Genomic DNA, 21,926 nt, shown 5'->3' with positions numbered 1-21,926 from the left:
CATGGGTCCGGCACGCATCCTGATCGTCGACGACGAGCCGCAGATCCGCAAGTTCCTGCGCGTCGCGCTCGGCGCGCATAGCTTCGAGGTCATCGAGGCGCAGAACGGTCGCGAGGGCGTGCAGACGGCAGCCTTGAAGGAGCCGGACCTCGTCATCCTCGATCTCGGCCTGCCCGACATGGACGGGAAAGACGTCATCGCCCGGCTGCGCGAATGGTCGAGCGTGCCGGTGCTCGTTCTCTCCGTGCGGGATGGAGAGGAGGAAAAGGTCGCCGCCCTCGACGCCGGGGCGAACGATTATGTGGTGAAGCCCTTCGGCATTCCGGAGTTTCTCGCGCGGGTGCGCGTTCTCCTGCGTCCGGTGCGCAGGGGCGGCGAGGAAAGCGCCGAGATCGTCATCGGCGAGCTGAAGCTCGATCTCGCCCGCCACGGCGTGGCGCTCGGGACCGAGCCGCTCAGGCTGACGCCGAAGGAATTCGAACTTCTCGCCTATCTGATGCGCAATGCCGGGCGCATCCTGACCCATCGCCAAATCCTGACGAGCGTCTGGGGCCCTGCCAATGCGGAAGATGTCCAGTACCTGCGCGTCTTCGTGGGGCGTCTACGGCAAAAGCTCGGCGACGATCCGGCAAGCCCCCGCTACATCCTCAACGAACCCGGCGTGGGCTACCGCTTCCTGCGACCGGAGGAATGATGGCGATCCGCTATGCTCGCAGGCCTGCTACGCACGCCCGCTTGCGCGATCTCACTACTCTAGCGGGGACGGGCCGCCTCCAACCCATTCCGTCTCATTCGCGATGAGGTGAGCGAACGTCTGCTTCGAGCGGAGCGACGCAGGCTGCGGTGAAGGAAGCGATCTCGGCGACCTTGAGAAGCGGCTTGCGTTTCTCCGCACCGCAGACCTCGCCACACGGCCATCCCGCGTCGAGCTTCGTGCCTCCTGCACCATCGGGGAAGAAGGGCGCCCTGCGGGGCGCCCTCCTGCGCTACGTCATCCGAGCCGGTAGTGCTGGTCCTTGAAGGTGAGATGCTTCGTGCCTTCGGGAGCGCTGGCGATCTTCCTTATGTCGGCCCAGGTCTGCTTGTAGTTCGGGATGATCAGCTCGTTCACCCCGTCGCCGTTGATGACGTTGCCCTGCACCCCCATCGGATAGGCGAAGAGCATGAAGGTCTCGCCGCGCCGGGCCGATGGCGTCGGATAGACCATCGCCTGCGTCGAGCCGGAGGCGTTGTAGACCTCCACGAGATCGCCGTCGTCCAGCCCGAGCTCGCCCATGTCCTCCGGGTTCATCTCGATGAAGGGATAGGGCCACCGGTCCATGATGAGGTCGTTGTCGACGTCGAGATAGGCGGACTGCCAGACATGGTTGGTGCGCCCGTTGTTGACGAGGAAGCGATACTCCGCCTTCTGCGCATCCTTGCCGGGCGCCTGCAAGCCACGCCATGGCGCGTCCATGAAGCGGGCCTTGCCGTCGTCGGTGGAGAAGCTGCCGTCGGTGTAGAGCCGCTTGGTGCCGACGATCTTGCCGCCCTCGTAGCCCTGGGCCGGCTCCTGGAAGCCGTTGGTGCCCATCGCCCGTAAACGGTCGTAGGTGACGTGCTCGCCGCCTGAGGCATGCCGGTGGTAGCCGTCCATGAAGACGTCTTCCTCGGTCTGCCAGTCGAAGCCCTTGAACTGGTCGGCGTAGTCGCCCTTGCCCTTGTCGCGGAAGACGCGCTCCAGATGGTTGGCGATGCGCGCTGCGATGATGCCGTCGCCGAGCGCCTGGCCGGGCGGGTCCATGTAGCGCTCGGTAAGGCGCATGCGCCTCTCTCCGTTCATCGAGGTGAGGTTGATCTCTCCCGACGTCGCGGCGGGCAGAACGACATGGGCGGCCTCGCCGATTTTGGTCGGCACGATGTCGACGTCGACGACAAAGAGGCCGCCATCGGCGATCGCCTCCATGATGGCGCCGACCATCGCCTCCCGGTCGCCGTAGGGAACGGCGTTCATGGCGTCCTTCACCTTGTCGGTGCGCTGCTTGTAGACGCGCTTGAACTCCAGAGCGTTCAGCGTGGTCTTGTAATGGTCGCAGGCCCAGACGTGATGGACGCCGCCGCCACCGCCGATCAGAAGCTTGTCGACATAGGTGGAGGGCCGCCCGACATGGGCATCGGAAGGGCGCACATAGCCTTCCTGATGCCCGCCGAGGCGCACGCAGCCGCCGCCTTCGCGGCCGATATTGCCGGTGGCGAGCGCGATGTTCACCAGGGCGCCGTTGGTGCGGTAGTTGTCGTTGCCCCAGATCAGGCCCTTCTCGTAGCCGATCATGGTGCGCCGACGCGCCCCGCCTTCCTTCGGCTCGGCGATCCAGCGCGCCGCCTTGACGATGTCCTCCGGGTTGAGACCGGTGATCTCCGCCGCTTCCTGGATGGAGGTGCGGCAGCCCTCGACCGCGTCCTCGAAGCTCGTCAGGTGGCCCGGATTGGATTCCGAAACGCCGCGCGCCGGGTAGAGGGGCGGGCGGGACTTGCCCTCGCGCAGCGTGGAGGCGTCGATGAAGTCCCGGTCGACCCATCCCTGATCGGCGATATGGGTGAAGATCGCGTTGAAGAGGGCAAGGTCGGTTCCCGACTTGACCGCCAGATGCAGGACGTTGTCCTTGCCCGCCTCGGCCTCGCAGGCGGCGACGGTCGCCGTGCGGCGCGGATCGACGATGATGATCCTGGCGGCGGCATGCGGCTCGCCGGGCATCGTCTCGTTCTTCTTGGAAACCGTCGAGCCACGCAGGTTCGGCACCCAGTGATTGAGGAAGTAGTTCGTCTGCGTTTCGAGAGGGTTGGTGCCGACGGCGACGATGGTGTCGGCAAGCTCGGCATCCTCGTAGGCGTTGTTGAGCTCGCCGATGCCCATGTCGCGGGTCGCATGGACTTCCGAATTGTAGGCGGGCCGATTGTGGATGCGGATGTTCTTGATCTTCATCGCCTCGAAGTAGAGCTTGCCCGTGCCCCAGGTGAACTCGTAGCCGCCGCCGGCGCCGCCATGGTCGGCAGCCGAGACGATGAGGCCGTCCTCGCCCATCTCGTCGATTACCGCGGCGGTGACCTGCGCCACGAGGTCGAGGGCATCTTCCCAGGAGGTCGGCTGCATCTGGCCGTAGCGCCAGACCATGGGATCGGTGAGGCGCTGCTGCTGGGTCTGCCGGGGGAGGGAGTAGCTCATCTCGGCGATGCGGGCGCCGCGGATGGAACCGAGGCCGGAATTCACCTGGCAGGCCGGGTCCGGCTTGACGACGATGTGCACGTCGCGCCCGTCCTGCTTGACGATGTTGTACATCGACGGGGAGTACCAGTTCGGCGTTTCGGCGCCCTGCTGGGCGGCGAGGTCGACGCCGAAGACGTTCTCGCCCGGCGCCGTGCCGCCCTGGCGGTTCACGTCCCAGGTGTAGGCGTGATAGCCGCAGCCGACGATGCAGTAATGGCAGGTGACGTTGTGGACCTTGGCGTCCGCCGGGATGATCGGCAGGCGGTCCGTCTGGCGCTTGTAGGCCATTCTCGATCCTCCCTCAGAGCACGTTGGAAAGACGGCCGTAGATCAGCTCGTCGACGGCATCGGCGTAGATGTCGCCCTGGTCGTCCACCCGCAGCGCGTATTGCGGAAGGTTCTGTGTGGCATGGCCCCAGATCTGCTGGCCGCCCTTCTCCACGTCGAAGCGCGAATAGTGTCCCGGACAGGAGAGAACCCGCTCGCCGGAATTGTAGCTGAGCGGAAAGCCCTTATGCGGACAGACGGTGACGAAGCCGACGATGTCGCCGTCGGGTCCGGCCCCATCGGGCACCCGCGTGCCGAGCTTCAGGAGGACGCCGGGCGCATCGGCATCGGGGTAACTGACGGAGAAGGGTTCGTTGACCGCAAGGTCCGCGACGTTGGCGAGCCTGTTGGAGGGGTATTGGATGCGGGCGAGCCCTTGCCCGTTTCCCTGCGCCCCGGCCTCTGCGGGCAGGGCCGCCGCCACGGCGGTGCCTGCGACGGCGAAGGCGCTACCCCTCAGGAACTGGCGGCGGCCGATATCGACCATGTTGTTGCATCGCATGGTTGTCTCCTCCTTTGCCTGCGCACGTCCCGGCGCTTGGCGAGGAGGGGGCACGAAGCGTGCCACGAGACCCCGGTGTTGATTTTGCTGAATAATCCTCGCTCGACGGGCGCAGCGCGTTCGGAAAGCCGAACATGCTGCTCTGCCGAAGGTCCGGAAAACCGAACGTCAGTCGCGTCCCGGAATGCCGAGCCGGCGCATCTTCTCCCAGAGCGTCGTGCGGGAAATTCCGAGGATCCGCGAGGTTTCGGAGATCTGCCCTTCCGTCACCTCCAGCGCCCGCTCGATCTGGCGTCGCTCGGCCGCGTCGCGGACCTCGGCGAGGGTGGGAAACATGTCTTCCGGCGCGGGCATGCCGAGCTCGGGGAACAGGTCCCGCGGCATGATCCATTCCCCGTCCGCCAGGGCTGCGGCGCGCTGCAGCCGGTTGCGCAGCTCGCGCACATTGCCGGGCCAGGGATGGGCAAGAGCGGCCTCTTCGGCGAGGCTGCCGATGCCACGGATGCCGCGCGACATCGCCTGGTCGGCCGGGAAGAGCGTCTCCATCAGCCAGGGGATGTCCTCGATCCGCTCGCGCAGCGGCGGCAGCTCGACCCACAGCGCATTCAGCCGGAAGAAGAGGTCCTCGCGAAAGGCGCCCCGCTCCACGGCCGAGGCGAGATCAGCGTTGGAGGCGGCAACAATGCGCGCCTTGAGGGGGAGGGAGGTCTCTCCGCCGACGCGCGTGAAAATACCTTCCTCCAGAAGCCGAAGAAGCTTGGCCTGCAGGGCGAGTGGCAGCTCGCCGATCTCGTCGAGAAAGAGGGTTCCGTCCTTTGCCCGCTCCGCATAGCCGAGATGGCGCGAGGCCGCCCCCGTGAAGGCGCCGCGCTCGTGCCCGAAGATCTCGCTTTCCAGAAGGTCGGCGGGGATGGCGGCGCAATTGACCGCCACGAAGGGGTGCGCCGCCCGCGACGAAACGGCGTGAAGGAAGCGTGCCGCCACTTCCTTGCCGACGCCCGTCTCCCCGCTGAGGAGGACGGCGAGACGCTGATCGGCCAGCCGGCGGAGTGTTTCTTCGATACGCCGCATCTGCGGCGAGACACCAAGATGCGGCGCCTCGCTTGTGCCGGTCGCGGGCCGCATGGCCGAGGCGATGCGCGACAGGAACTCGTCCATTGCGAAGGGCTTGGTGACGAAATCGCCCGCTCCGGCCCGCATCAGCCGGACGGCCTGGTCGATATCGGCATGGGCGGTGACGAAGAGAAATGGCGGGGCGCCGGGGCTTTCGGCCGCCCGGCGAAACACTTCCTCGCCGCCGATGTCGGGCAGGCGGATGTCGCAGATCATCAGGCCGAGCTCGGCAAGCTTGACCCTGCGATCGCTGAGCGCGGCCTCGCCTGCCTTCCACCATGTCACGTCGAAGCCTTCAAGGGAGAGTCGCTCCTGCAGCGATTCCCCCATGATCGGATCGTCCTCGATGAGCCCGATGCGGGGAATTTCATGCGGCATTGGAGTGCCTTTCCATCGCGACGTTCTTCAGCTCCAGACGGATCGATGTGCCGCCCAGATCCGACCCACCGACCTCGATCGTTCCCCCGATCTCGTCGACGAGGCGGCGAACCATCCACAGGCCGAGACCCTTGCCGTCGCCAAGGATCGCCGAAGCGCCGTCGCCGGTCAGAAGCGCTGCGCCCGCGGCTGGCAGGCCGGGGCCCGAATCGGCGACCTCCAGGCAAAGCCCGCCCTCGCGATGCGTTGTGGCGCGGAAGGACAGCCTGCCGCCTTCGCCGCTGGCGGCGCTGGCGTTGAGAAGAAGATTGAGCAGTGTCTGACGGATGGGGTTTCCGGGCAGGGAGGGCAGGCTGGTCGCCTCGATATGCCAGTCGAGGTTCTGGGCATGCCGCCGCAACTCCGGCTGCAGGAGGATGCGCACATCCTCGAAGTCCTGCAGCGACAGCTGTCGGCCGCCGTCCTTCTCGCGGTAGGTGGCGAGCGCGGCCTGCACCACGTCGCGGATGCCGGAAAGGCCTCGTTCGATGAGCGAGACGGCCCGCGTGCGCACCATCGGCTTGTCGCCGTGCCGGCGCAGCGTATCGACGGCGTTGAGAAGTCCGCCCAGGGGATTGTTGATCTCGTGGGCCATGCCGCTCGTCAGCCGGCCGAGGCCGGCAAGGCGCTGCTCTTCGGCGAGCCGGGCTGCGAGCGCCGCATTTTCGTTGACGGCCTCCGCCATCTGATTGAAGCGCCGGAAGAGATGACCCGCCTCGCTGCCCAAGCGCGGAAAGAGGCGAGGGGAGATCGGCCGGATTCCCCCCTCCGGCGACTGAGCAAGGTGGTCGGAAAGAACCTTCATCGGCCGGACCATGCGCCTGACGGCGAACCAGCCGAGAAACATGAAGCCGAGGGTGAGACCGGCGTTGGTGGCAAGGAGGGTCCACAACGCATCCTGGCGCTCGGCGAGAAGTTCGGAAATGTCGAACTCCGAATAGAGCGTTCCGATGGCGGTTCCCTCCACCGCGAGGGATCGACTGACGAAGGCCCGTCCGGCTTCCTCGTCGATGGCGATCCTGCCTTCGCCTCCGGCGGGGGCCGCCATAGCGGGCTGCCGCGATCCGATCGGCCGGGCGCGCGGGTCGGAACCTGCAAGCACGTGCCCCTCGGCATCGCTGACGACCGTCTCCACAGGCCGCACCAGGGAGGAGAGATGTCGCGCCTGGTCGAGCGTATTGAAGATCTCCCAGGGATCTCGACGCAACACGGGCTCCGTCAGGGGCGAAGCGAGTCCTTCGAGATAGGCCGAGGTGAGTTCGTTGATCTGCCGTTCCTGGATGGCGACGAGCCGCGAGAGGACACGTTCGGAGGCCACCACGCCGACGATCGCCATGAGGAGTGCGGCAACGACAGGCGCCTTCACCGTGATCGGCGCCCGGCCGAGCCATCCGCCGCGCGCTGGATTCATCCGATGCTCCGCACGAGGTTCATGTTCGTGGCGATCGGAGCGTAGAGCGAAGGGTTCTCCTCGGCGAAGGAATCGAGACGAAGCGCGGCAAGGAGCCTCTGTCCGGCGGGATCGCGATGGGCGCCAAGAAGGGCTCGACGCAGTGCCGCCGTGCGTGCCGAGCCGCGCGCGAGCGCCGGGCTGGCCATCGGCGGAAAGGCATACCAGTCCGAGGCGCGCACGATCCGTATCGCCTGGGTGAGGCTGGGTTCGACCTCCTTCAGGACCTCGAAGACATAGCCGTCTACGCTGCCGCTCTGGGCAAGGCCGGAAGCGACGGCACGCACCACGTTGCGGTGCCCGTACGTGAAGAAGGTCTGGTGGAAAAAGCGCTCCGGCCTCTGGCCCTTCGCTGCGAGTTCCGCAGCGGTGACCAGGAAGCCGGAATTGGAATCGGGGTCGGAGAAGGCGTGAATATCGCCGGCCAGATCGTCGATCGATCTCGCCTGCCGGTCTGCCGCCGCGATGAGATAGGACTGGTATAGCGGCCTGCCCCGCCAGATGGGGACGGCGAGGAGGTCGAGCTCGGAGCGGTAGGCGACGAACGGATAGCCGCAGATCCAGGCGGCGTCGAGTTGCCCCGAGACGAGCAGACTGGTGATCTCCTGGTAGGTCCGCCGGGTGACGATCTCGACGTCTCGGCCGGTTGCCGCCGTAAGGTAGACGCGCAACGCTTCCAGAAGATCGAGATCGGAGGTCAGAAGAACCGGCGTCAGCCCGCAGCGCAACGGTTCCCGGGCCGCCCCGAACGAACGGCCCGCTGCGCCAGCGGCGAACACGCCACCGACGCCCGCCAGCACAGTGCGGCGGGTGAGCATCAGGCGCCTCCCGGTGAGCGTCTCCTGATGGACGCTCTTTTTATCTTCGCTATTCTATGGGCGGCCTTGCTCCGAAGACAATCCCCGCCTGTGTCGTCGCGCTATATAGGGCTCTGATGATCCGCCGTGAAAGAATTTCGGCGTCCTCCTTGCGCTCGCGCCGCGGACTTTTTCTGTCGCCCGCTCCCGCGTCATCTCACATCTCGCTCATGCCGACAGCCAGGCTTCGAGCGCCTCCTCGCGCGGCAGGCCGCCGGCATGGACGAGCTTGCCGTCAACGACGATGCCCGGAGTGGAGGCCGCGCCGTAGCGGGCGATCTCGGCGTAGTCCGTCACCTTCTCGATCTGCGTGGCGATCCCGAGCCTGTCGGCGGCGGCGCGCACCATTTCCTCGGCCGTCTCGCAGCGCTTGCAGCCGGGACCGAGCACTTTCACGTCTTTCATGTCGGGAAACTCCTCCGGCTCAGCCGAACAGGATGTTGAAGAGAAAGCCGACGGCCAGGATGCCGGTGCCGACGATGGCGACGAAGAGGGCGATGAGCCGGCCCTTCAGCACCTTCTTCAGGATGACGATCTCCGGCAGGGAAAGCGCCAGCACCGACATCATGAAGGCGAGCGTCGTGCCGAGCGCCGCGCCCTTGTCGAGAAGCGCCTCCACCACCGGGATGATGCCGGCGGCCGAAGAATACATCGGGATGCCGAGGCCGATCGCGGCGGGCACCGACCACCAGGCTTCCGCCCCCATGACACGGGCCATCAGTTCGGCCGGCACGTAGCCGTGGATGCCGGCGCCCACGGCGATGCCGGCGAGGATCCAGAGCCAGACCCGCCCGACGATCTCCTTCATGGAGGCGATCCCCTCGCGGATGCGCTCCGGGCCGGTAAGTCGCGTTTCGGCAGGCCGGCAGCAGCCGCCCGTCGCGTTGAGTTCGCGCACCCAGTCCTGCAGCCAGAATTCCATGCCCAGGCGGCCGATGAGCCAGCCCGACGCGATGGCAATGCCGAGCCCGAAAGCGAGATAGAGGAGGGCGACCTGCCAGCCGACGAGGCCGAACAACAGGCCGAGCGCCACCTCGTTCACCATCGGCGCGGCGATGAGGAAGGAGAAGGTGACGCCGAGCGGAATCCCCGCCTGGACGAAGCCGATGAAGAGCGGGATTGCCGAGCAGGAGCAGAAGGGGGTCAGGATGCCGAGCCCCGCCGCCATGACGTTGCCGGCGCCCTCGCGGCGGCCCGAGAGGAAGGCGCGCGTCTTCTCGGCCGAGAAGAAGGAATGCACCACGCCCATGGCGAAGACGATGAGCGAGAGCAGCATCAGCACTTTCGGCGTGTCGTAGAGGAAGAAGGCGATCGCCTCGCCGAGGCGGCTCTCGCGCGCCACCGGCAGGAGGCCGGTGACGAGCTCCGCCGCCGGCTTCAGGCCGCGATAGACGAGAAACCATAGCGCCAGCGCGGCGGCGGTGCCGCCGTACCAGAGGAATGGCGAGGGGCGCCGCTCGGCGGGCGAGGGCGCCTCGGCGAGGTCGGAGGCGCTCATGCCGCGGCCTTTCGCGGCCGGCCGTCCACCGCGGCCACCGCCGCATCGACGATCGCCGCAAGCTCCTCCGGCAGATCCGGATTGCGCCGGTAGCGAACCCATTGCGCATCGCGCCGGTCCGTGACGAGGCCTGCCGCCTTCAGGACGCCCATATGCCGCGACATGCGCGACTGGGTGGCCTGCAGCCGCTCCATCAGCTCGCAGACGCAATGCTCGCCGCCATCCCAGACGATGCGGATGGCACCAAGCCGCGTCGGTTCGGCGAGCGCCGCCAGAACAAGGTTTACGTCCATATCGATCCCGCCCTTGCGCATATGCGCTTGAGCGCATTTTTTTGCTGCAAGCGTGTCTTGCGCAAGGGGGCACAGTGCGCTTGGTCGCCCCGAGCGCGCATGAGGCAGCGCCGGGCGCGGTGCCAAAGCCATTGAGGCAGCCCGCGTCGCCGCCTTCCTTCGCAGCGCGGTTGGATGCGGATGCCTTTCGCTGACCCCGTGGATCTACGGCGTCGCGGCGATGCACGTGCCGGATCATTGCCACGCTCAGAAGTCCTCCGGTTGAGGACGGGAGCGGTCAGACATCTCTGTGAGACAGGTCTGTGTGAATCGGCCGCTTGGCTCAGAATCACGCTGCAAGATCAGTCACTCAGGGGTGACTGGCTGGGGAACCTGGATTCGAACCAGGACCGACGGAGTCAGAGTCCGCTGTTCTACCGTTAAACTATTCCCCAAGAAGGGCGCCGCGCGGCCGATGGCGACCGTGGCACGGCCGTCTACCTAAAGGGCGGATCGGCGCTTTTCAAGGCCCATCCTCGCGCCCCGCTTGCCCGTTCTGTCGCGGGCGCTTCGGGGGCCTGCCGGGCAGCGTGCCGCTCGTCGTTTCCCTTTTCTGCCTTCACCTGCTAATCTTTTGCCAACGCATGCGGGCGCCCGAAGGGCCGCGCCCGCGAGGAGATCGGGTCATGACCAAGGGCACGGATGCGGCCAAGGCCGCATTCCCGCCCGGTCCGACGGAGCTGGCCCCCCGCGCCGCCTCGAAGAGGGAAGGCGCTGAGAAGGAGGGCACCAGCGCTTTGGCAGGGCCCTCGCTGGCCGTGCGCCCGCAAGAGCGCGCCGGCGGCGAGGCGGATCCCGGCCAGCGTCGGTCGGGCCAGAGGTGGCGCGTGCGCCGCCATGGCGGGCAGGGCGGTTACGGCCGCGGCCCGTTCTATGCAGCTCTCGACCTCGGCACCAACAACTGCAGGTTGTTGGTGGCGGAGCCGCGCGGCGAGCATTTTCGCGTCGTGGACTCCTTTTCCCGCATCGTCCGCCTGGGCGAGGGCATCTCTCGCACCGGCGGCCTCTCCTCCGAAGCCCAGCAGCGCGCCGTCGAGGCGCTGAAGGTCTGCCGGCAGAAGCTGGAAAGCCGGCCGATCGCGCGCACCCGCCTCATCGCCACGGAAGCCTGCCGCAGCGCCGGCAACGGCCGCGATTTCCTGGAACGTGTGCAGGACGAGGTCGGCCTGCGCCTGGAGATGATCGACCGGCGCACCGAGGCTCATCTCGCCGCCGCCGGCTGCGCGCCGCTTCTCGACCCGGCCACGGAAGGCGCCGTGCTCTTCGATATCGGCGGCGGCTCCTCCGAGATCGTCTGGCTCGACCGCCGGCGCGGACGCCATCGCGGCCTGGTGCGCGCCTGGGCCTCTCTGCCGGTCGGCGTCGTCACGCTCGCCGAGCGCCATGGCGGCGTCGACGTCACCCCCGAAGTCTTCCAGGCGATGGTGGAGGATGTCCGCAGCGAGTTCTTCCGCTTCCGCGCCCGCCCGGCGCTGCGGAAGGCGGTGAGCGAGCGCCGCTTCCACCTGCTGGGCACCTCCGGCACGGTGACGACGCTCGCCGGCGTCTATCTCGACCTGCCGCGCTACGACCGCCGCTCGGTCGACGGGCTGTGGATGGAGGAGGCAGACATCGAGGCGATGATGCTCAAGCTGCGCGGCATGGATTACGAGGCCCGCATCGCCAATCCCTGCATTGGCCGCGAGCGCGCCGACCTCGTCCTTGCCGGCTGCGCCATCTTCGAGGCGATCCGCACCGAGTTTGCCTGCACGCGCCTGCGCGTCGCCGACCGTGGCCTCAGAGAGGGCATCCTGATGCAGCTGATGCGCGCCGACGGGCATTTGAAGCCGCGCCACGATCCGCGCCGCGGCCGTTCCGGCCGCCGTCCTGCCCCGGGAGCTCAAGGATCCGGGCAAGGGCCCGACCAAGGCTCGGGGGAGGGCGAATGACACCCGCACCGAAAGCCGGGAGGCGCCCATGGCCCGGCTGACCAGCCACAAGAAGCGAAAAGCCTCCTCCCGGCGCTGGCTGGAGCGGCAGCTGAACGATCCCTACGTCACCCGCTCCAAGGCGGAGGGCATGCGCTCGCGCGCCGCCTACAAGCTCATCGAGATCGACGAGAAGCACGGTCTGCTGAAGCCCGGAAGGCGTATCGTCGATCTCGGCGCGGCGCCCGGCGGCTGGTCGGATATCGGCGCAAGGCGCACCGGCTCCACCGATGCCGACCCCCTCGTCGTCGCGATCGACTATCTCGACATGGATCCGCTGGCGGGCGTCGTGTTCCTCAAGAAGGATTTTCTCGACGAGGATGCGCCCGAGGCGCTGAAGGAGGCGCTGGGGGGCAACAAGCCCGACCTCGTCCTTTCCGACATGGCCGCGCCGACGACCGGCCACAAGCCGACCGATCACCTCAGGATCGTCGCGCTGGTGGAGGCGGCGGCGGAATTTGCCGAGGAGACGCTCGCCCCCGGCGGCGCCTTCCTCGCCAAGGTTTTTCGGGGTGGCACCGAGCACACGTTGCTTGCCCGCCTGAAGCGCAGCTTCGAGAAGGTCATCCACGTCAAGCCGCCGGCAAGCCGCTCCGACAGCCCGGAGACGTATCTTCTGGCGACCGGTTTTCGAGGCCGGCCGGAGGAGTAGGGGCGGCGAGTTTGCTGGGGAGGGGCGGAGGAGCGCCCCAAGTCTTCAATGAACCTGGAGCGCTCGAATGGAATGCAAAGATTATGTCACCGGCACCGTGATACCCGGCACCATAGCACGCAGCGATGTGTGCGCCGCTAGAATGTCGTTGTACAAACGATTGTTGTCTTTTTCCCGGATCGTTACGATCAATGCATAGGGTACCGATGCGCTGCGCTTCCCAACACCACCATGCGAGCGGGCGTGATGTTGAATGTCGAAGACCGGGCGCGCGAGGGTAGTGGGGTTAAAGCGACGGGTCTGGCGCTTAACCGCTTCCCATCGATGGGCATCTTCGCGAAGTTCCTGCTCAGTTTGGAAATGATCTCCGCTGCCGAAAAAGCGCTTTGTCGGGTGCAACCGAGGACGGCCTTGTTCAGTCACGCCAGGATCCGACACCGTTTCTGGACGAAAAAAGATCTGGGCACCAACCTGAGTATAGCTAACCGCGTCCTCAGGTTCGATTGGTGAGGCTACGACGAAGGTTGCGGACAACTCAACGCGTTGTGTGAATCCCGCAGCGGGGCATGGGATCGGATAGCGGCGCATTGATTGAAGCCCTAGTTCTCCCTGAAACACCACAGTCGCTTCGTCATCTGCGCACGCGATGATATCGGCGAGGTCATGGCGAACGCTTCCCCAACCGATTTCGTCGCGACTCTTGCCCTCGTCTTGAGCGGTATGAAAAAGCACGGCACGGATCGCCGTTGGAGATAACCGATCGAATGTTGCCTTGAGCCCCGAGGCTAGTCGAGTGACCGTAGGTGCCGCGAAACTCGTTCCCATAGTACCGCTGGCGATCCCATGATCTGAGATTGCAAAAAAAGGGTCGATCTCTGTTCCGCCAACAGCGACACAATCCGGTTTTACGCGCCCCGGCGAGCGACCCGGCCCGACCGCACTGTACGGCGCACGCTCCCACCCGGGGCCGAGACGGTCTAGCGCGCCGACCGCAATGACGTTAACGCCATCGGAGCAGGGTTGAACGCGATTATGACCCGCTGCAGCATCATCGTCACCGTTGTTTCCTGCCGCGCACACGATCGTCGTGCCGTTCTTCGCTGCGATCGCGTCCATGCTCGACGTCCATATGTGAACGTCATCGTCTTCAAGCGCCATGTCTGGCCCTAAGGAGAGGTTTGCGACGTCGTAGTCACCGCTCTCGAGAATATTCACGATACGATCGAGTGTCTGTGTAAGCTCGAAATCGTCGCCTTCATCATCGACCACACGCCAATGATCGATCGGTGCGAAAGGCTGTATCAATGGCTCGCCTTCCTCCAGCGGCCCGAACAATGCTGCCGATGTAACTTGCGTTCCGTGGCGGAGACCTTCCGGGAGCGGCGCACCAATCGAGGCAGGCGTCCGTGCAACGACGAGGGTGCCGAAGGGATGATCATTGGGGAGACCTCCATCAAGGATCGCGACGCGAGCGCGGTCCGACATAGGGGCGATGTGTTCGATATCGACCGAGAACGACTCGTTGATCGCAGCTGCACGGAGCGAGACGGGCCGAAAGGAGAGTTTCGGCATCCGCCGAGCTAGCCGCAGGAACGGGAACTTGACGAGATCTTCGAGCATGTCGTGGTCTGCGCGCGCATTGACGAAAGCAAGGCCGCCAATCATCCGATCGTTCAGTAGCTCGACGCCAACTACGTTGCACCAATCCTCGAAGCCCAAATAGATGCGCTCTCCGTCCTCGCCATCGCCTGCGACATGCAGGACAACCTCAAGAGGGATGTTCTCCCCCTTCATGTTCGTGCCGCGCAGTCGTTCAAGGCCTAGCGCGCGGACGGTCTCGATCTTGCGGAAATCATCCTTGAAAGCATCTGAGGGATTCTTGTTACGCGCGGGAAGAAGATGGTGAAGTGCCGGACGTGGACCCGCAATGAAGAGTTCGGTCGTTTTCGTGATCGGCGTCTTGCGAACGGACTTCAGTGGCTCAACAGTCTGCTCCCGGCTGCCAACTTGGCGAAGTCCCAGTTCTCGAAGCATGTTGGATGGATGGTAAGACCGTGCAAGATAGCTCGGGTGGAGAGTAAGGGCGACTACCGCCTCATCGTCTGGACAAGCGGCATCGGGGAGTTCGTCGACGTGCGCCAAAACCTCTTCGATCACTGGCGTTAGCGTTCGGACGCGATCCGCGAACTCGTAGGGATGTGCTTTGTCGCCCGACCCCGTGTTCTGCGTAACCTTCGTGACGAGGCTTTCCCCGTTACCGATCAGAAATTTGGTCTGGGCCACCTTCGTCATCCTTTTTCTTTTTGCGCAATGTGTCTCTGGACACGCCGGTCCACTCGCTTACGCGCCGTTGCGAATGGCCTTTTTCCAAAAGGGATAACGCGATCCGTTGGGCATCCTTGCGTGAACCACGCCCACCAGCCTCACGGATCGAGTCTAAGAGGGCGCGATCGAGCGGATCGCCGAAAAGTAGGGAGCGCTTACGAGCATTCATTACGACACTCGCCACGTCAGCGAGCGGGCGGCCGTCCATAAGTTCGGCGACCAGCGTCGCTAACTTGCCGTCGCCACCATCGCCCAGCGCCATGCGCGCGGTGGCTTGCGCAGTCTCCAAACTGCCCTGAGGAAAGTCGACCTGAAGATGGAAACGTCGCCACACGGCGCGGTCCAAGAGTTCGCCGTGGTTGGTCGCAGCCAAAAGGACGGAATGGGAGGGCCAACGGTCGATCAGCTGAAGGATGACGGTGACGATCCGTTTGGCCTCTCCGATATCCTCTTCGCCACGCCCTCTTGCGATTGCGTCGAACTCATCGAGAAGCAACACGCTCGGTCTCGCCTGCGCAGACTCCAACGCTTCGCGAAGGTTCGCGCCAGTTCGCCCGAAAAGGGAGCTCGCCACGGCGGCTAGATTGAGGACGAATAGCGGACGCCCGAGTTCGCTGGCTATCCAATGCGCCGTCATGGTCTTGCCGACGCCGGGCGGGCCGACGAACAACCCCGTGCTAATCGGAGTCAGGCCAGCCTTTTCCAATTTGCGCCGCTGACGCTGCTCTAGGATCAACTGATCGATCCGCGCCTGCAGGCGACTTGGAAGGCACGGGGCTACATTTTTCGGGTCCGTTGTCTCTATTAGGAGGTCCGTGCGGTCGATGGATGGCACAGGTAGGTCTCGTGCCACGCGCCGCATTGCTGGCGCTTGGCTGGAACCCTCGGAAACGATGTTGAGCAGTTGGTCCCCCAAATCGGATCCGTTTCGTTTGAGGCGGCGCGCTAGACGGCGTGCGGAAGCACCGAACTGCCGAACGTCCCCTGCTGCGCCAAACCGGACCATATGGACTAGGTCATCCTTCAATACCGCTATATCGTCCGCCTCACTGCCCACTTCATATCCCATATTTTTGAGACCATAAATCCGATCAATGGACTAGTCTTATCCGCTTTCGCTAAATTAGTCCACCCTTCAGTGGTCGGTCAAAACTCAATCGGAGACCTCGAAAGCCCTCCTCTCTTAAGGCGGCGAAGGATTCCATAGGCTGACCGAGGTTGGGAGGACCTTATGCGCGGTCAGCTGGTCTCTTGGATGTCGATAAGTGCGAAACTCGCCCGAGACGCAATCGTGAGGACAATCGCTTTCGCGATTGACCAACCCGGCGACGACGAGATTGGCAGCATCGTGGGACGTCCAACCGCGCAGGATTGATTGTCGCCTTCCAGTTCCTGACGTCCACCTCAGGCGGATCGTGAGAATCACCGAACGTCGGTTATGGGCTCGCCCACCGCCGTCCCGTTCCCCGGCGGCGGGTGCCTGGCCTTTGCCGCTTTCCGGCCGGTGCGGCAGCAATGCGCCCGCCAGAATCGTTTCGGCGGCCGGTGCTGCTTCTCGACAGCGGACTTCCGCCTGAACGGCCCATCAGCTCCGGTGGGCTTCTCGACCGACGGGCAGGAGCCGCCATGCCCTCAAAAGGCGGGCAGCGATCAGGCCAATCTCAACGCTGGCTCCCAAGGGCAAAGCGGCGACGCCGATGGTTGTGCGAGCCGGGAACGGTTTCGAGAACTGGCGTTCGTAGACCGCGTTCATGGCTGAGAAATCGTTCATGTCGGTCAGATAGACCGAGCACGAAACGACGTCGTCGGGGGTAAGTCCGCTTTCTGCCAACACGGCGAAAAGGTTGCGGAAGCATTGCTCTGTCTGTGCGCCGATGTCGCCGTCGATCAGTTTGCCTGTCGCGGGGTTGAGCGGCGTTTGCCCCGAAAGGTGGATGAAGCCATTGGCCTCGACAGCGTGGGAATATGGCCCGACGGCAGCGGCGCCGTCGGCATTATAGGCTTTGCGAGGCATAAGGTGTCGTCCTGCTGGGAAGGGATATCGTGGGCTACGCAAGATCTTCGCACGCTTCATACCAGCCAGGGAGCAGGCCCGATATGCGCCTCCGCCGCGCGACGCGGGCTATCCAGATCAGCCGGGCCGGAGTGCCGGAGATCGAGGCGCTCATCGGAGAACGGAACCTGGAAGGGATCGCCTACTCCGAGGCGTTGGGTTCAGGTCCTGGCGGCAGGTCCCCGGTGCCGTCTGCAAGTCGCTCAAGGTGGGCTGAGGCGAAGATTCCGGCGGCGCTCCGCCCTGTTGTCGTCATCCCGGGATCGAGCCCTGGCGTGATGAAGCGATGTTCGGGCGCTCCCGGCCCATCTGGCTGGCTCCTCCTCTGCGCACAGCAGAAGAGGGAGCGTCACCTTCTGGCGCGCGGGGTTCGGCCAAATGTGCGCTTGAAAGCATGCGCGAAAGCACTCTGGGAGTTGTAGCCAACCGCATTGGCGACGGCTGCAACGCTCTGGCCCCCGTCGAGCTTCCGCTGCGCCAGAACCATGCGCCAGTTCGTCAGGTAATCGAGCGGTGGGCGGCCGACGCGGTTGGCGAACCGCTCGGTGAAGGCCGAGCGCGACATGCCCGCCTCGGCGGCCAGCATCGGAACCGTCCAGCGGCGCGCGACGTCCCCGTGCATCGCTCTCAGGGCCTTGCCGATCCGGGGGTCCGCTAGCGCGGCGATCCAGCCCACGCTGTCTGAGGGAATGGTTGCGAGATACGCGCGGACCGCTTCGACGACCAGGATTTCCGCCAGCCTTTCGGCAACAAGCGATGCGCCCACCTCTCCATGACCGATTTCAGCCTGGAGGGAAGCAAGCGTCCGCGCGACGGCTTCGGCGTTCGGCGACGTGCAATCGATGCGCAGGAATGGCGGCAGCGCTTCGAGCACGAACGCGGCACAGCCATCCGCAAAGCCGCTGCCGCCGCCCATCATGACCGTGTCGGAGCCGTCGCCGAGGCGCACGACGTCCTGGCCCGGCGCGGCGTAAAGCGCCATGCCGTCGACCGGTTCGATCGTCGGATCGCTTGCCACCGTGTAGCTCGTGTCGCTGAGCAGGAAGACGTCGCCCTGGCTCAGAGCTTCCGCAGGATGGTCGGGAAGCAGGAGCCAACAGCGCCCGCGCGTGATCGCGACGAATTTGAGCCGCGATCGCCCATCGAAAGCGAGTGACCAGGCTCCCGATGCTTCGAGACGCGTACCCCGAACGCTTCGCGTACCGAGAGCTCTGAGAACGTCGGAAAATGGATCGGGCATGAACTTGGCGTATTGCGATAAAAATACGGCTGTTCGAGCATAGAATGTCCAGAAGGCGGCGCCTAGGTCAGATTTCGTATTCGAAACACGGAGTCTTCAAATGACCATTCAGGACAAGGTTGTCGCCATAACGGGGGCCGGGCGCGGCATCGGAAAGGCCAGCGCCATCCAGCTGGCCGAGCGAGGCGCGCATGTCGTCCTTGGCGCGAGAAGCGAAGCCGAGATCGCAGCGGTTGCGAGCGAGATCGAGGATGCGGGTGGCACGGCCGTCTACCGGGCAACGGACGTCACCAAGCGGGCGGACGTCGAAGCGCTGGTCGGCCTTGCCTGCGAACGATTCGGTCGGCTCGACGTCATGGTCAACAATGCGGGAATCGGGCCGCTCTCACGTTTCGATGCTCTGCAGGTTGAAGACTGGGACGCCATGATCGACGTCAACCTGAAGGGCGCGCTCTACGGCATCGCGGCCGCGCTTCCTGTCTTCAGCCGTCAAAATACCGGCCATTTCGTCAATGTCATCTCGACAGCCGGCATCAAGATCGTGCCGACGATGGGGCTTTATGCGGCGACAAAGAACGCGCTGCGGACCGTGACCGAAGCGCTGCGGCAGGAATCGGGGCCAAACCTGCGGGTAACCGAAGTGTCCCCCGGCTTCATCGACACGACCTTTGCCGATACCGGTATCGCCGACGCGGAAATCAAGGCGGCGATCCGCAAGCGCAAGGAAGAGATTGCCATTTCGCCGGACGCAATCGCGAGGGCGATCGCTTTCGCGATCGATCAACCCGGCGACGTCGAGATCGGCAGCATCGTGGTGCGCCCGACCGCGCAGGATTGATTGTCGCCTTCCGGTTCCTGCAGTCCGCTTCGAGCGGATCGCGAAAATCGTCGAATGTCGGTGATGGGTCGCCGCCTGCCGTCCCGTTCCCGGGCGGCGGGTATCCGGCCTTGCCGGCCCTGTCTCTCAGGCAGGGCAGCCCTGCAATCGGGGAAAGGACCGTCAGCGCCCATTTGCAAGCCGCCACCCCCATGTTAGTGACCCGCGTCAACCTCGTGCCGATTCAACCCGCACCGGCGCATCGGCCCTTCTGGAGGTGGCATGCCACGCATCATTGAATTTTCGACAGGTCGCGAAGCCCTTACCTTCGACGACGTTCTCCTGCGTCCCGCCCACAGCTTCGTGCTGCCCGGCGAGACGGACCTGACGACCCGGCTGACCCGCGATATCTCGCTGCGCCTGCCGATCATCTCCTCGGCGATGGATACGGTGACGGAATCGCGCCTGGCCATCGCCATGGCGCAGGCCGGCGGCCTCGGCGTCATCCACCGCAACCTGGAACCGGAGGCGCAGGCCGAAGAGGTGCGCCAGGTGAAGAAGTTCGAATCCGGCATGGTGGTGAACCCGCTGGTGATCGGCCCCGACGCGACCCTTGCCCAGGCGAAGGCGCTTATGCGCGCCCACGACATTTCCGGCGTGCCGGTGGTGGAAAAGGGCGGCAAGGGCGGCGCCGTCATCGGCCGTCTCGTCGGTATCCTGACCAACCGCGACGTGCGCTTTGCTTCCAATCCGGACCAGCCGGTGGCCGAGCTGATGACGCGCGATCTCGTCACCGTCACGGAGAATGTCAGCCAGGAGGAAGCCAAGCGCCTCCTGCACCAGCACCGGATCGAGAAGCTTCTCGTCGTCGACGGCGAAGGCAACTGCATCGGCCTCATCACGGTGAAGGACATCGAGAAGGCCCGCCTGCATCCGGCTTCCGCCAAGGATGCGCAGGGGCGTCTGCGCGTCGCGGCCGCGACCAATGTAGGCGATCCGGGGCTGGAGCGCTCCGAGCGGCTGATCGACGCCGGCTGCGACGTCATCGTCATCGACACGGCGCACGGCCATTCCTCGCGGGTCCTGGAAAGCGTGACCGCGATCAAGAAGCTCTCCAACTCCACCCAGATCGTCGCCGGCAACGTCGCCACCAAGGACGGGGCGAAGGCGCTGATCGATGCCGGCGCCGACTGCATCAAGGTCGGCATCGGGCCCGGCTCGATCTGCACCACCCGCGTCGTCGCGGGCGTCGGCGTGCCGCAGCTGACGGCGATCCTGGAAACCGTCGAGGAAGCGGACAGGCACGACACGCCGGTGATCGCCGATGGCGGGATCAAGTTCTCCGGCGACCTTGCCAAGGCGCTCGCCGCCGGCGCTTCCGTCGCCATGGTCGGCTCGCTGCTGGCCGGCACGGACGAGAGCCCCGGCGAGGTCTATCTCTACCAGGGGCGCTCCTACAAAGCCTATCGCGGCATGGGCTCCGTCGGGGCCATGGCCCGCGGCTCCGCCGACCGCTACTTCCAGGCCGAGGTGCGCGATTCGCTGAAGCTCGTTCCGGAGGGCGTCGAGGGCCAGGTGCCCTACAAGGGGCCCGTCGCCCAGGTCCTCCACCAGCTCTCCGGCGGCCTGCGCGCCGCCATGGGCTATGTCGGGGCGCAGAACCTTGCCGAATTCCGCGACAAGGCGGAGTTCTTGAGGATCTCCGGCGCGGGTCTGCGCGAAAGCCACGTCCACGACGTGCAGCTGACGCGCGAGAGCCCGAACTATCCCGGACAGGGCTGAACCGCCTTGCGCCTTCCCGGACGGATCGCCGCCGCCATCGACGTGCTCGCCGAGATCGAGGACCGGCACCGGCCGGCCTCCGAGGCGCTGAAGGACTGGGGCCTGTCGCACCGCTATGCCGGCTCCGGCGACCGGTCGGCGGTCGGCGACCTCGTCTACGATGCGCTGCGTCGCCGCGCCTCCATCGCCTTCAGGATGGGGGAGGAGACGCCCCGCGCGCTTGCCCTCGGCACCGCCGTTTTCGAATGGGGCGAGACGGCCGAAAAGCTGAATCAGATGTTCAGCGAAGACCGGCATGCGCCTGAGGCGATTCGTGAATCGGAATGTGAGCGACTTGAATCGGCGTCTGAAGAAGGCGCGCCGGACTGGGTGCGCGCCGACGTGCCGCAATGGGCGGCCGCCTCCTTCGAGGCGGCCTTCGGCGAGGCCTGGGTGGAGGAGGCGGCGGCCCTCGGCTCGCGGCCTCCGCTCGACCTTCGCGTCAACCTTCTGAAGACCGATCGCGACAAAGTGGCCGGCCAGCTCTCGCGCTTCGATGTCGCGCCGACGCGCTTTTCGCCCGTCGGCCTTCGCATCGCCGCCGTCGCCGGTGCCCGCCGCAACGCCAACGTGACGGCCGACGAGGCGTACCGGCGCGGCCGCGTCGAGGTGCAGGACGAGGCGAGCCAGCTCGCCGCGCTCATGGCCGCTTCCGCCTGTGCCGAGATCGCCGGCGAGGCCGCCCAGATGCTCGATCTGTGCGCCGGCGGCGGCGGCAAGACGCTCGCCCTTTCGGCCGCGCAGGGCAATCGCGGCCAGGTCTTTGCCCACGACGTCAACCGCTCCCGGCTCGCGCCGATCTACGAGCGCCTGAAGCGCGCCGAGGCGCGCAACGTCCAGGTCCGCGCGCCGGGCGAGGGGGCGCTCGCCGATCTCGAAGGCCGCATGGACCTCGTCCTCGTCGACGCGCCGTGCTCCGGCTCCGGCACGTGGCGGCGCCGGCCCGACGCCAAATGGCGCATGCGCGCGGACGCGCTCGATGCCCGCATGGGCGAGCAGGACACGGTTCTCGCCGAGGCGGCGCGGTACGTGAAGCCCGGCGGCCGGCTCGTCTATGTCACCTGCTCGCTCTTCGCCACCGAGAACGAGGACCGCGCCGCGGCCTTCACCGCCGCGCAGCCGGAATTCTCCCGCATCGATCCGGCACCGCTCTGGGAGAAGGTGACGGGAGCCGCCCCGCCGCGCTGGACGGCGCCGGGCTCCCTGACGCTGACACCCGCTTCCACCGCGACCGACGGTTTCTTCTTCGCCGCTTTCGCGCGGGGTTGACCACTCGCCGGGACATGGCTGCCGGGCGCTTGCCGGTAACCG

The 21,926-nt window shown here is 65.8% G+C and carries 18 protein-coding genes and 1 tRNA gene; 6 read left to right on the top strand and 13 right to left on the bottom strand.

Annotation, left to right across the window (positions count from 1 at the left end):
- The first annotated feature begins 1 nt into the window (after position 1).
- Entirely contained in the window at positions 2–694 is a 693-nt protein-coding gene (locus tag CLD20_RS14285; RefSeq protein ID WP_224407330.1) for a response regulator, read from the top strand.
- A gap of 297 nt (positions 695–991) precedes the next feature.
- On the opposite strand, the gene CLD20_RS14280 is transcribed toward CLD20_RS14285, so the two are convergent.
- The 9 genes from CLD20_RS14280 to CLD20_RS14240 all read right to left on the bottom strand — a co-directional run bounded on the left by CLD20_RS14280 (position 992) and on the right by CLD20_RS14240 (position 10,135).
- Positions 992–3,532 carry an arsenate reductase (azurin) large subunit gene (locus tag CLD20_RS14280; RefSeq protein WP_224407329.1) on the bottom strand — a complete coding sequence of 847 codons (2,541 nt, stop codon included), beginning with the start codon at positions 3,530–3,532 and terminating at the stop codon, positions 992–994.
- A gap of 13 nt (positions 3,533–3,545) precedes the next feature.
- Positions 3,546–4,073: an arsenate reductase (azurin) small subunit gene (locus CLD20_RS14275; RefSeq protein ID WP_224407328.1), complete on the bottom strand. Its 528-nt coding sequence runs from the start codon at positions 4,071–4,073 to the stop codon at positions 3,546–3,548.
- Between the two features lie 168 nt (positions 4,074–4,241).
- Positions 4,242–5,564 (bottom strand): sigma-54 dependent transcriptional regulator, encoded by a 1,323-nt coding sequence (locus tag CLD20_RS14270; RefSeq protein ID WP_224407327.1) that lies wholly within the window; start codon positions 5,562–5,564, stop codon positions 4,242–4,244.
- Positions 5,554–7,014 (bottom strand): ATP-binding protein, encoded by a 1,461-nt coding sequence (locus CLD20_RS14265; protein WP_224407326.1) that lies wholly within the window; start codon positions 7,012–7,014, stop codon positions 5,554–5,556. Before CLD20_RS14265 ends, CLD20_RS14270 begins: the two co-directional genes overlap by 11 nt.
- On the bottom strand, positions 7,011–7,871 hold the full coding sequence (locus CLD20_RS14260) for a PhnD/SsuA/transferrin family substrate-binding protein (protein WP_224407325.1): 861 nt from the start codon (positions 7,869–7,871) through the stop codon (positions 7,011–7,013). The genes CLD20_RS14265 and CLD20_RS14260 overlap by 4 nt, the downstream gene beginning before the upstream one ends.
- A 207-nt stretch (positions 7,872–8,078) precedes the next feature.
- Positions 8,079–8,315, bottom strand: coding sequence for a thioredoxin family protein (locus tag CLD20_RS14255; RefSeq protein WP_224407324.1), 237 nt, complete (start codon positions 8,313–8,315; stop codon positions 8,079–8,081).
- A 19-nt stretch (positions 8,316–8,334) separates the two neighbouring features.
- The gene (locus CLD20_RS14250) at positions 8,335–9,408 is read right to left on the bottom strand and encodes a permease (RefSeq protein WP_224407323.1); all 1,074 of its coding nucleotides are present in this window, start codon (positions 9,406–9,408) and stop codon (positions 8,335–8,337) included.
- Positions 9,405–9,701, bottom strand: a complete 297-nt coding sequence (locus tag CLD20_RS14245) for a metalloregulator ArsR/SmtB family transcription factor (protein ID WP_224407322.1) — start codon at positions 9,699–9,701, stop codon at positions 9,405–9,407. The genes CLD20_RS14250 and CLD20_RS14245 overlap by 4 nt, the downstream gene beginning before the upstream one ends.
- Positions 9,702–10,061: 360 nt before the next feature.
- A tRNA-Gln gene (locus CLD20_RS14240) sits at positions 10,062–10,135 on the bottom strand.
- Between the two features lie 231 nt (positions 10,136–10,366).
- On the opposite strand from CLD20_RS14240, the gene CLD20_RS14235 reads away from it, so the two are divergent.
- Both CLD20_RS14235 and CLD20_RS14230 read left to right on the top strand, forming a co-directional pair.
- Positions 10,367–11,668, top strand: coding sequence for a Ppx/GppA phosphatase family protein (locus CLD20_RS14235; RefSeq protein ID WP_224407321.1), 1,302 nt, complete (start codon positions 10,367–10,369; stop codon positions 11,666–11,668).
- 28 nt (positions 11,669–11,696) lie between these two features.
- Positions 11,697–12,359 (top strand): RlmE family RNA methyltransferase, encoded by a 663-nt coding sequence (locus CLD20_RS14230; protein WP_224407320.1) that lies wholly within the window; start codon positions 11,697–11,699, stop codon positions 12,357–12,359.
- 81 nt (positions 12,360–12,440) lie between these two features.
- Here the strand turns inward: CLD20_RS14230 and CLD20_RS14225 are convergent, their stop codons facing one another.
- The 4 genes from CLD20_RS14225 to CLD20_RS14210 all read right to left on the bottom strand — a co-directional run bounded on the left by CLD20_RS14225 (position 12,441) and on the right by CLD20_RS14210 (position 17,977).
- Entirely contained in the window at positions 12,441–14,651 is a 2,211-nt protein-coding gene (locus CLD20_RS14225; RefSeq protein WP_224407319.1) for a S8 family peptidase, read from the bottom strand.
- Positions 14,614–15,519 carry an ATP-binding protein gene (locus tag CLD20_RS14220; protein ID WP_224407318.1) on the bottom strand — a complete coding sequence of 302 codons (906 nt, stop codon included), beginning with the start codon at positions 15,517–15,519 and terminating at the stop codon, positions 14,614–14,616. The genes CLD20_RS14225 and CLD20_RS14220 overlap by 38 nt, the downstream gene beginning before the upstream one ends.
- 750 nt (positions 15,520–16,269) lie before the next feature.
- Entirely contained in the window at positions 16,270–16,698 is a 429-nt protein-coding gene (locus CLD20_RS14215) for a RidA family protein (protein WP_224407317.1), read from the bottom strand.
- A 388-nt stretch (positions 16,699–17,086) separates the two neighbouring features.
- Complete coding sequence (locus CLD20_RS14210; protein ID WP_224407316.1) at positions 17,087–17,977, bottom strand: AraC family transcriptional regulator; 891 nt, start codon at positions 17,975–17,977, stop codon at positions 17,087–17,089.
- A 100-nt stretch (positions 17,978–18,077) separates the two neighbouring features.
- Between CLD20_RS14210 and CLD20_RS14205 the strand changes: the two genes are divergently transcribed.
- From CLD20_RS14205 to CLD20_RS14195, 3 genes are all read left to right on the top strand, one after another.
- A complete protein-coding gene (locus CLD20_RS14205) occupies positions 18,078–18,815 on the top strand; it encodes an SDR family oxidoreductase (RefSeq protein ID WP_224407315.1) in 738 nt (245 codons plus the stop codon).
- A 261-nt stretch (positions 18,816–19,076) separates the two neighbouring features.
- Positions 19,077–20,576 (top strand): IMP dehydrogenase, encoded by a 1,500-nt coding sequence (guaB, locus tag CLD20_RS14200; protein WP_224407314.1) that lies wholly within the window; start codon positions 19,077–19,079, stop codon positions 20,574–20,576.
- A gap of 6 nt (positions 20,577–20,582) precedes the next feature.
- Entirely contained in the window at positions 20,583–21,884 is a 1,302-nt protein-coding gene (locus tag CLD20_RS14195) for an RsmB/NOP family class I SAM-dependent RNA methyltransferase (protein WP_224407313.1), read from the top strand.
- The last annotated feature ends 42 nt before the right edge of the window (positions 21,885–21,926 follow it).

This window comes from Afifella sp. IM 167, assembly GCF_020144925.1.
Lineage (GTDB): Bacteria > Pseudomonadota > Alphaproteobacteria > Rhizobiales > Afifellaceae > Afifella.
This window is presented reverse-complemented; position numbering and strand designations above follow the sequence as displayed.

Excerpts from the sequence above, each read along its gene's own strand:
- CLD20_RS14285 (WP_224407330.1), top strand. The coding sequence starts at position 2 with ATGGGTCCGGCACGCATCCTGATCGTCGACGACGAGCCGCAGATCCGC.
- CLD20_RS14280 (WP_224407329.1), bottom strand. The coding sequence starts at position 3,532 with ATGGCCTACAAGCGCCAGACGGACCGCCTGCCGATCATCCCGGCGGAC.
- CLD20_RS14275 (WP_224407328.1), bottom strand. The coding sequence starts at position 4,073 with ATGCGATGCAACAACATGGTCGATATCGGCCGCCGCCAGTTCCTGAGG.
- CLD20_RS14270 (WP_224407327.1), bottom strand. The coding sequence starts at position 5,564 with ATGCCGCATGAAATTCCCCGCATCGGGCTCATCGAGGACGATCCGATC.
- CLD20_RS14265 (WP_224407326.1), bottom strand. The coding sequence starts at position 7,014 with ATGAATCCAGCGCGCGGCGGATGGCTCGGCCGGGCGCCGATCACGGTG.
- CLD20_RS14260 (WP_224407325.1), bottom strand. The coding sequence starts at position 7,871 with ATGCTCACCCGCCGCACTGTGCTGGCGGGCGTCGGTGGCGTGTTCGCC.
- CLD20_RS14255 (WP_224407324.1), bottom strand. The coding sequence starts at position 8,315 with ATGAAAGACGTGAAAGTGCTCGGTCCCGGCTGCAAGCGCTGCGAGACG.
- CLD20_RS14250 (WP_224407323.1), bottom strand. The coding sequence starts at position 9,408 with ATGAGCGCCTCCGACCTCGCCGAGGCGCCCTCGCCCGCCGAGCGGCGC.
- CLD20_RS14245 (WP_224407322.1), bottom strand. The coding sequence starts at position 9,701 with ATGGACGTAAACCTTGTTCTGGCGGCGCTCGCCGAACCGACGCGGCTT.
- CLD20_RS14235 (WP_224407321.1), top strand. The coding sequence starts at position 10,367 with ATGACCAAGGGCACGGATGCGGCCAAGGCCGCATTCCCGCCCGGTCCG.
- CLD20_RS14230 (WP_224407320.1), top strand. The coding sequence starts at position 11,697 with ATGGCCCGGCTGACCAGCCACAAGAAGCGAAAAGCCTCCTCCCGGCGC.
- CLD20_RS14225 (WP_224407319.1), bottom strand. The coding sequence starts at position 14,651 with ATGACGAAGGTGGCCCAGACCAAATTTCTGATCGGTAACGGGGAAAGC.
- CLD20_RS14215 (WP_224407317.1), bottom strand. The coding sequence starts at position 16,698 with ATGCCTCGCAAAGCCTATAATGCCGACGGCGCCGCTGCCGTCGGGCCA.
- CLD20_RS14210 (WP_224407316.1), bottom strand. The coding sequence starts at position 17,977 with ATGCCCGATCCATTTTCCGACGTTCTCAGAGCTCTCGGTACGCGAAGC.
- CLD20_RS14205 (WP_224407315.1), top strand. The coding sequence starts at position 18,078 with ATGACCATTCAGGACAAGGTTGTCGCCATAACGGGGGCCGGGCGCGGC.
- guaB (WP_224407314.1), top strand. The coding sequence starts at position 19,077 with ATGCCACGCATCATTGAATTTTCGACAGGTCGCGAAGCCCTTACCTTC.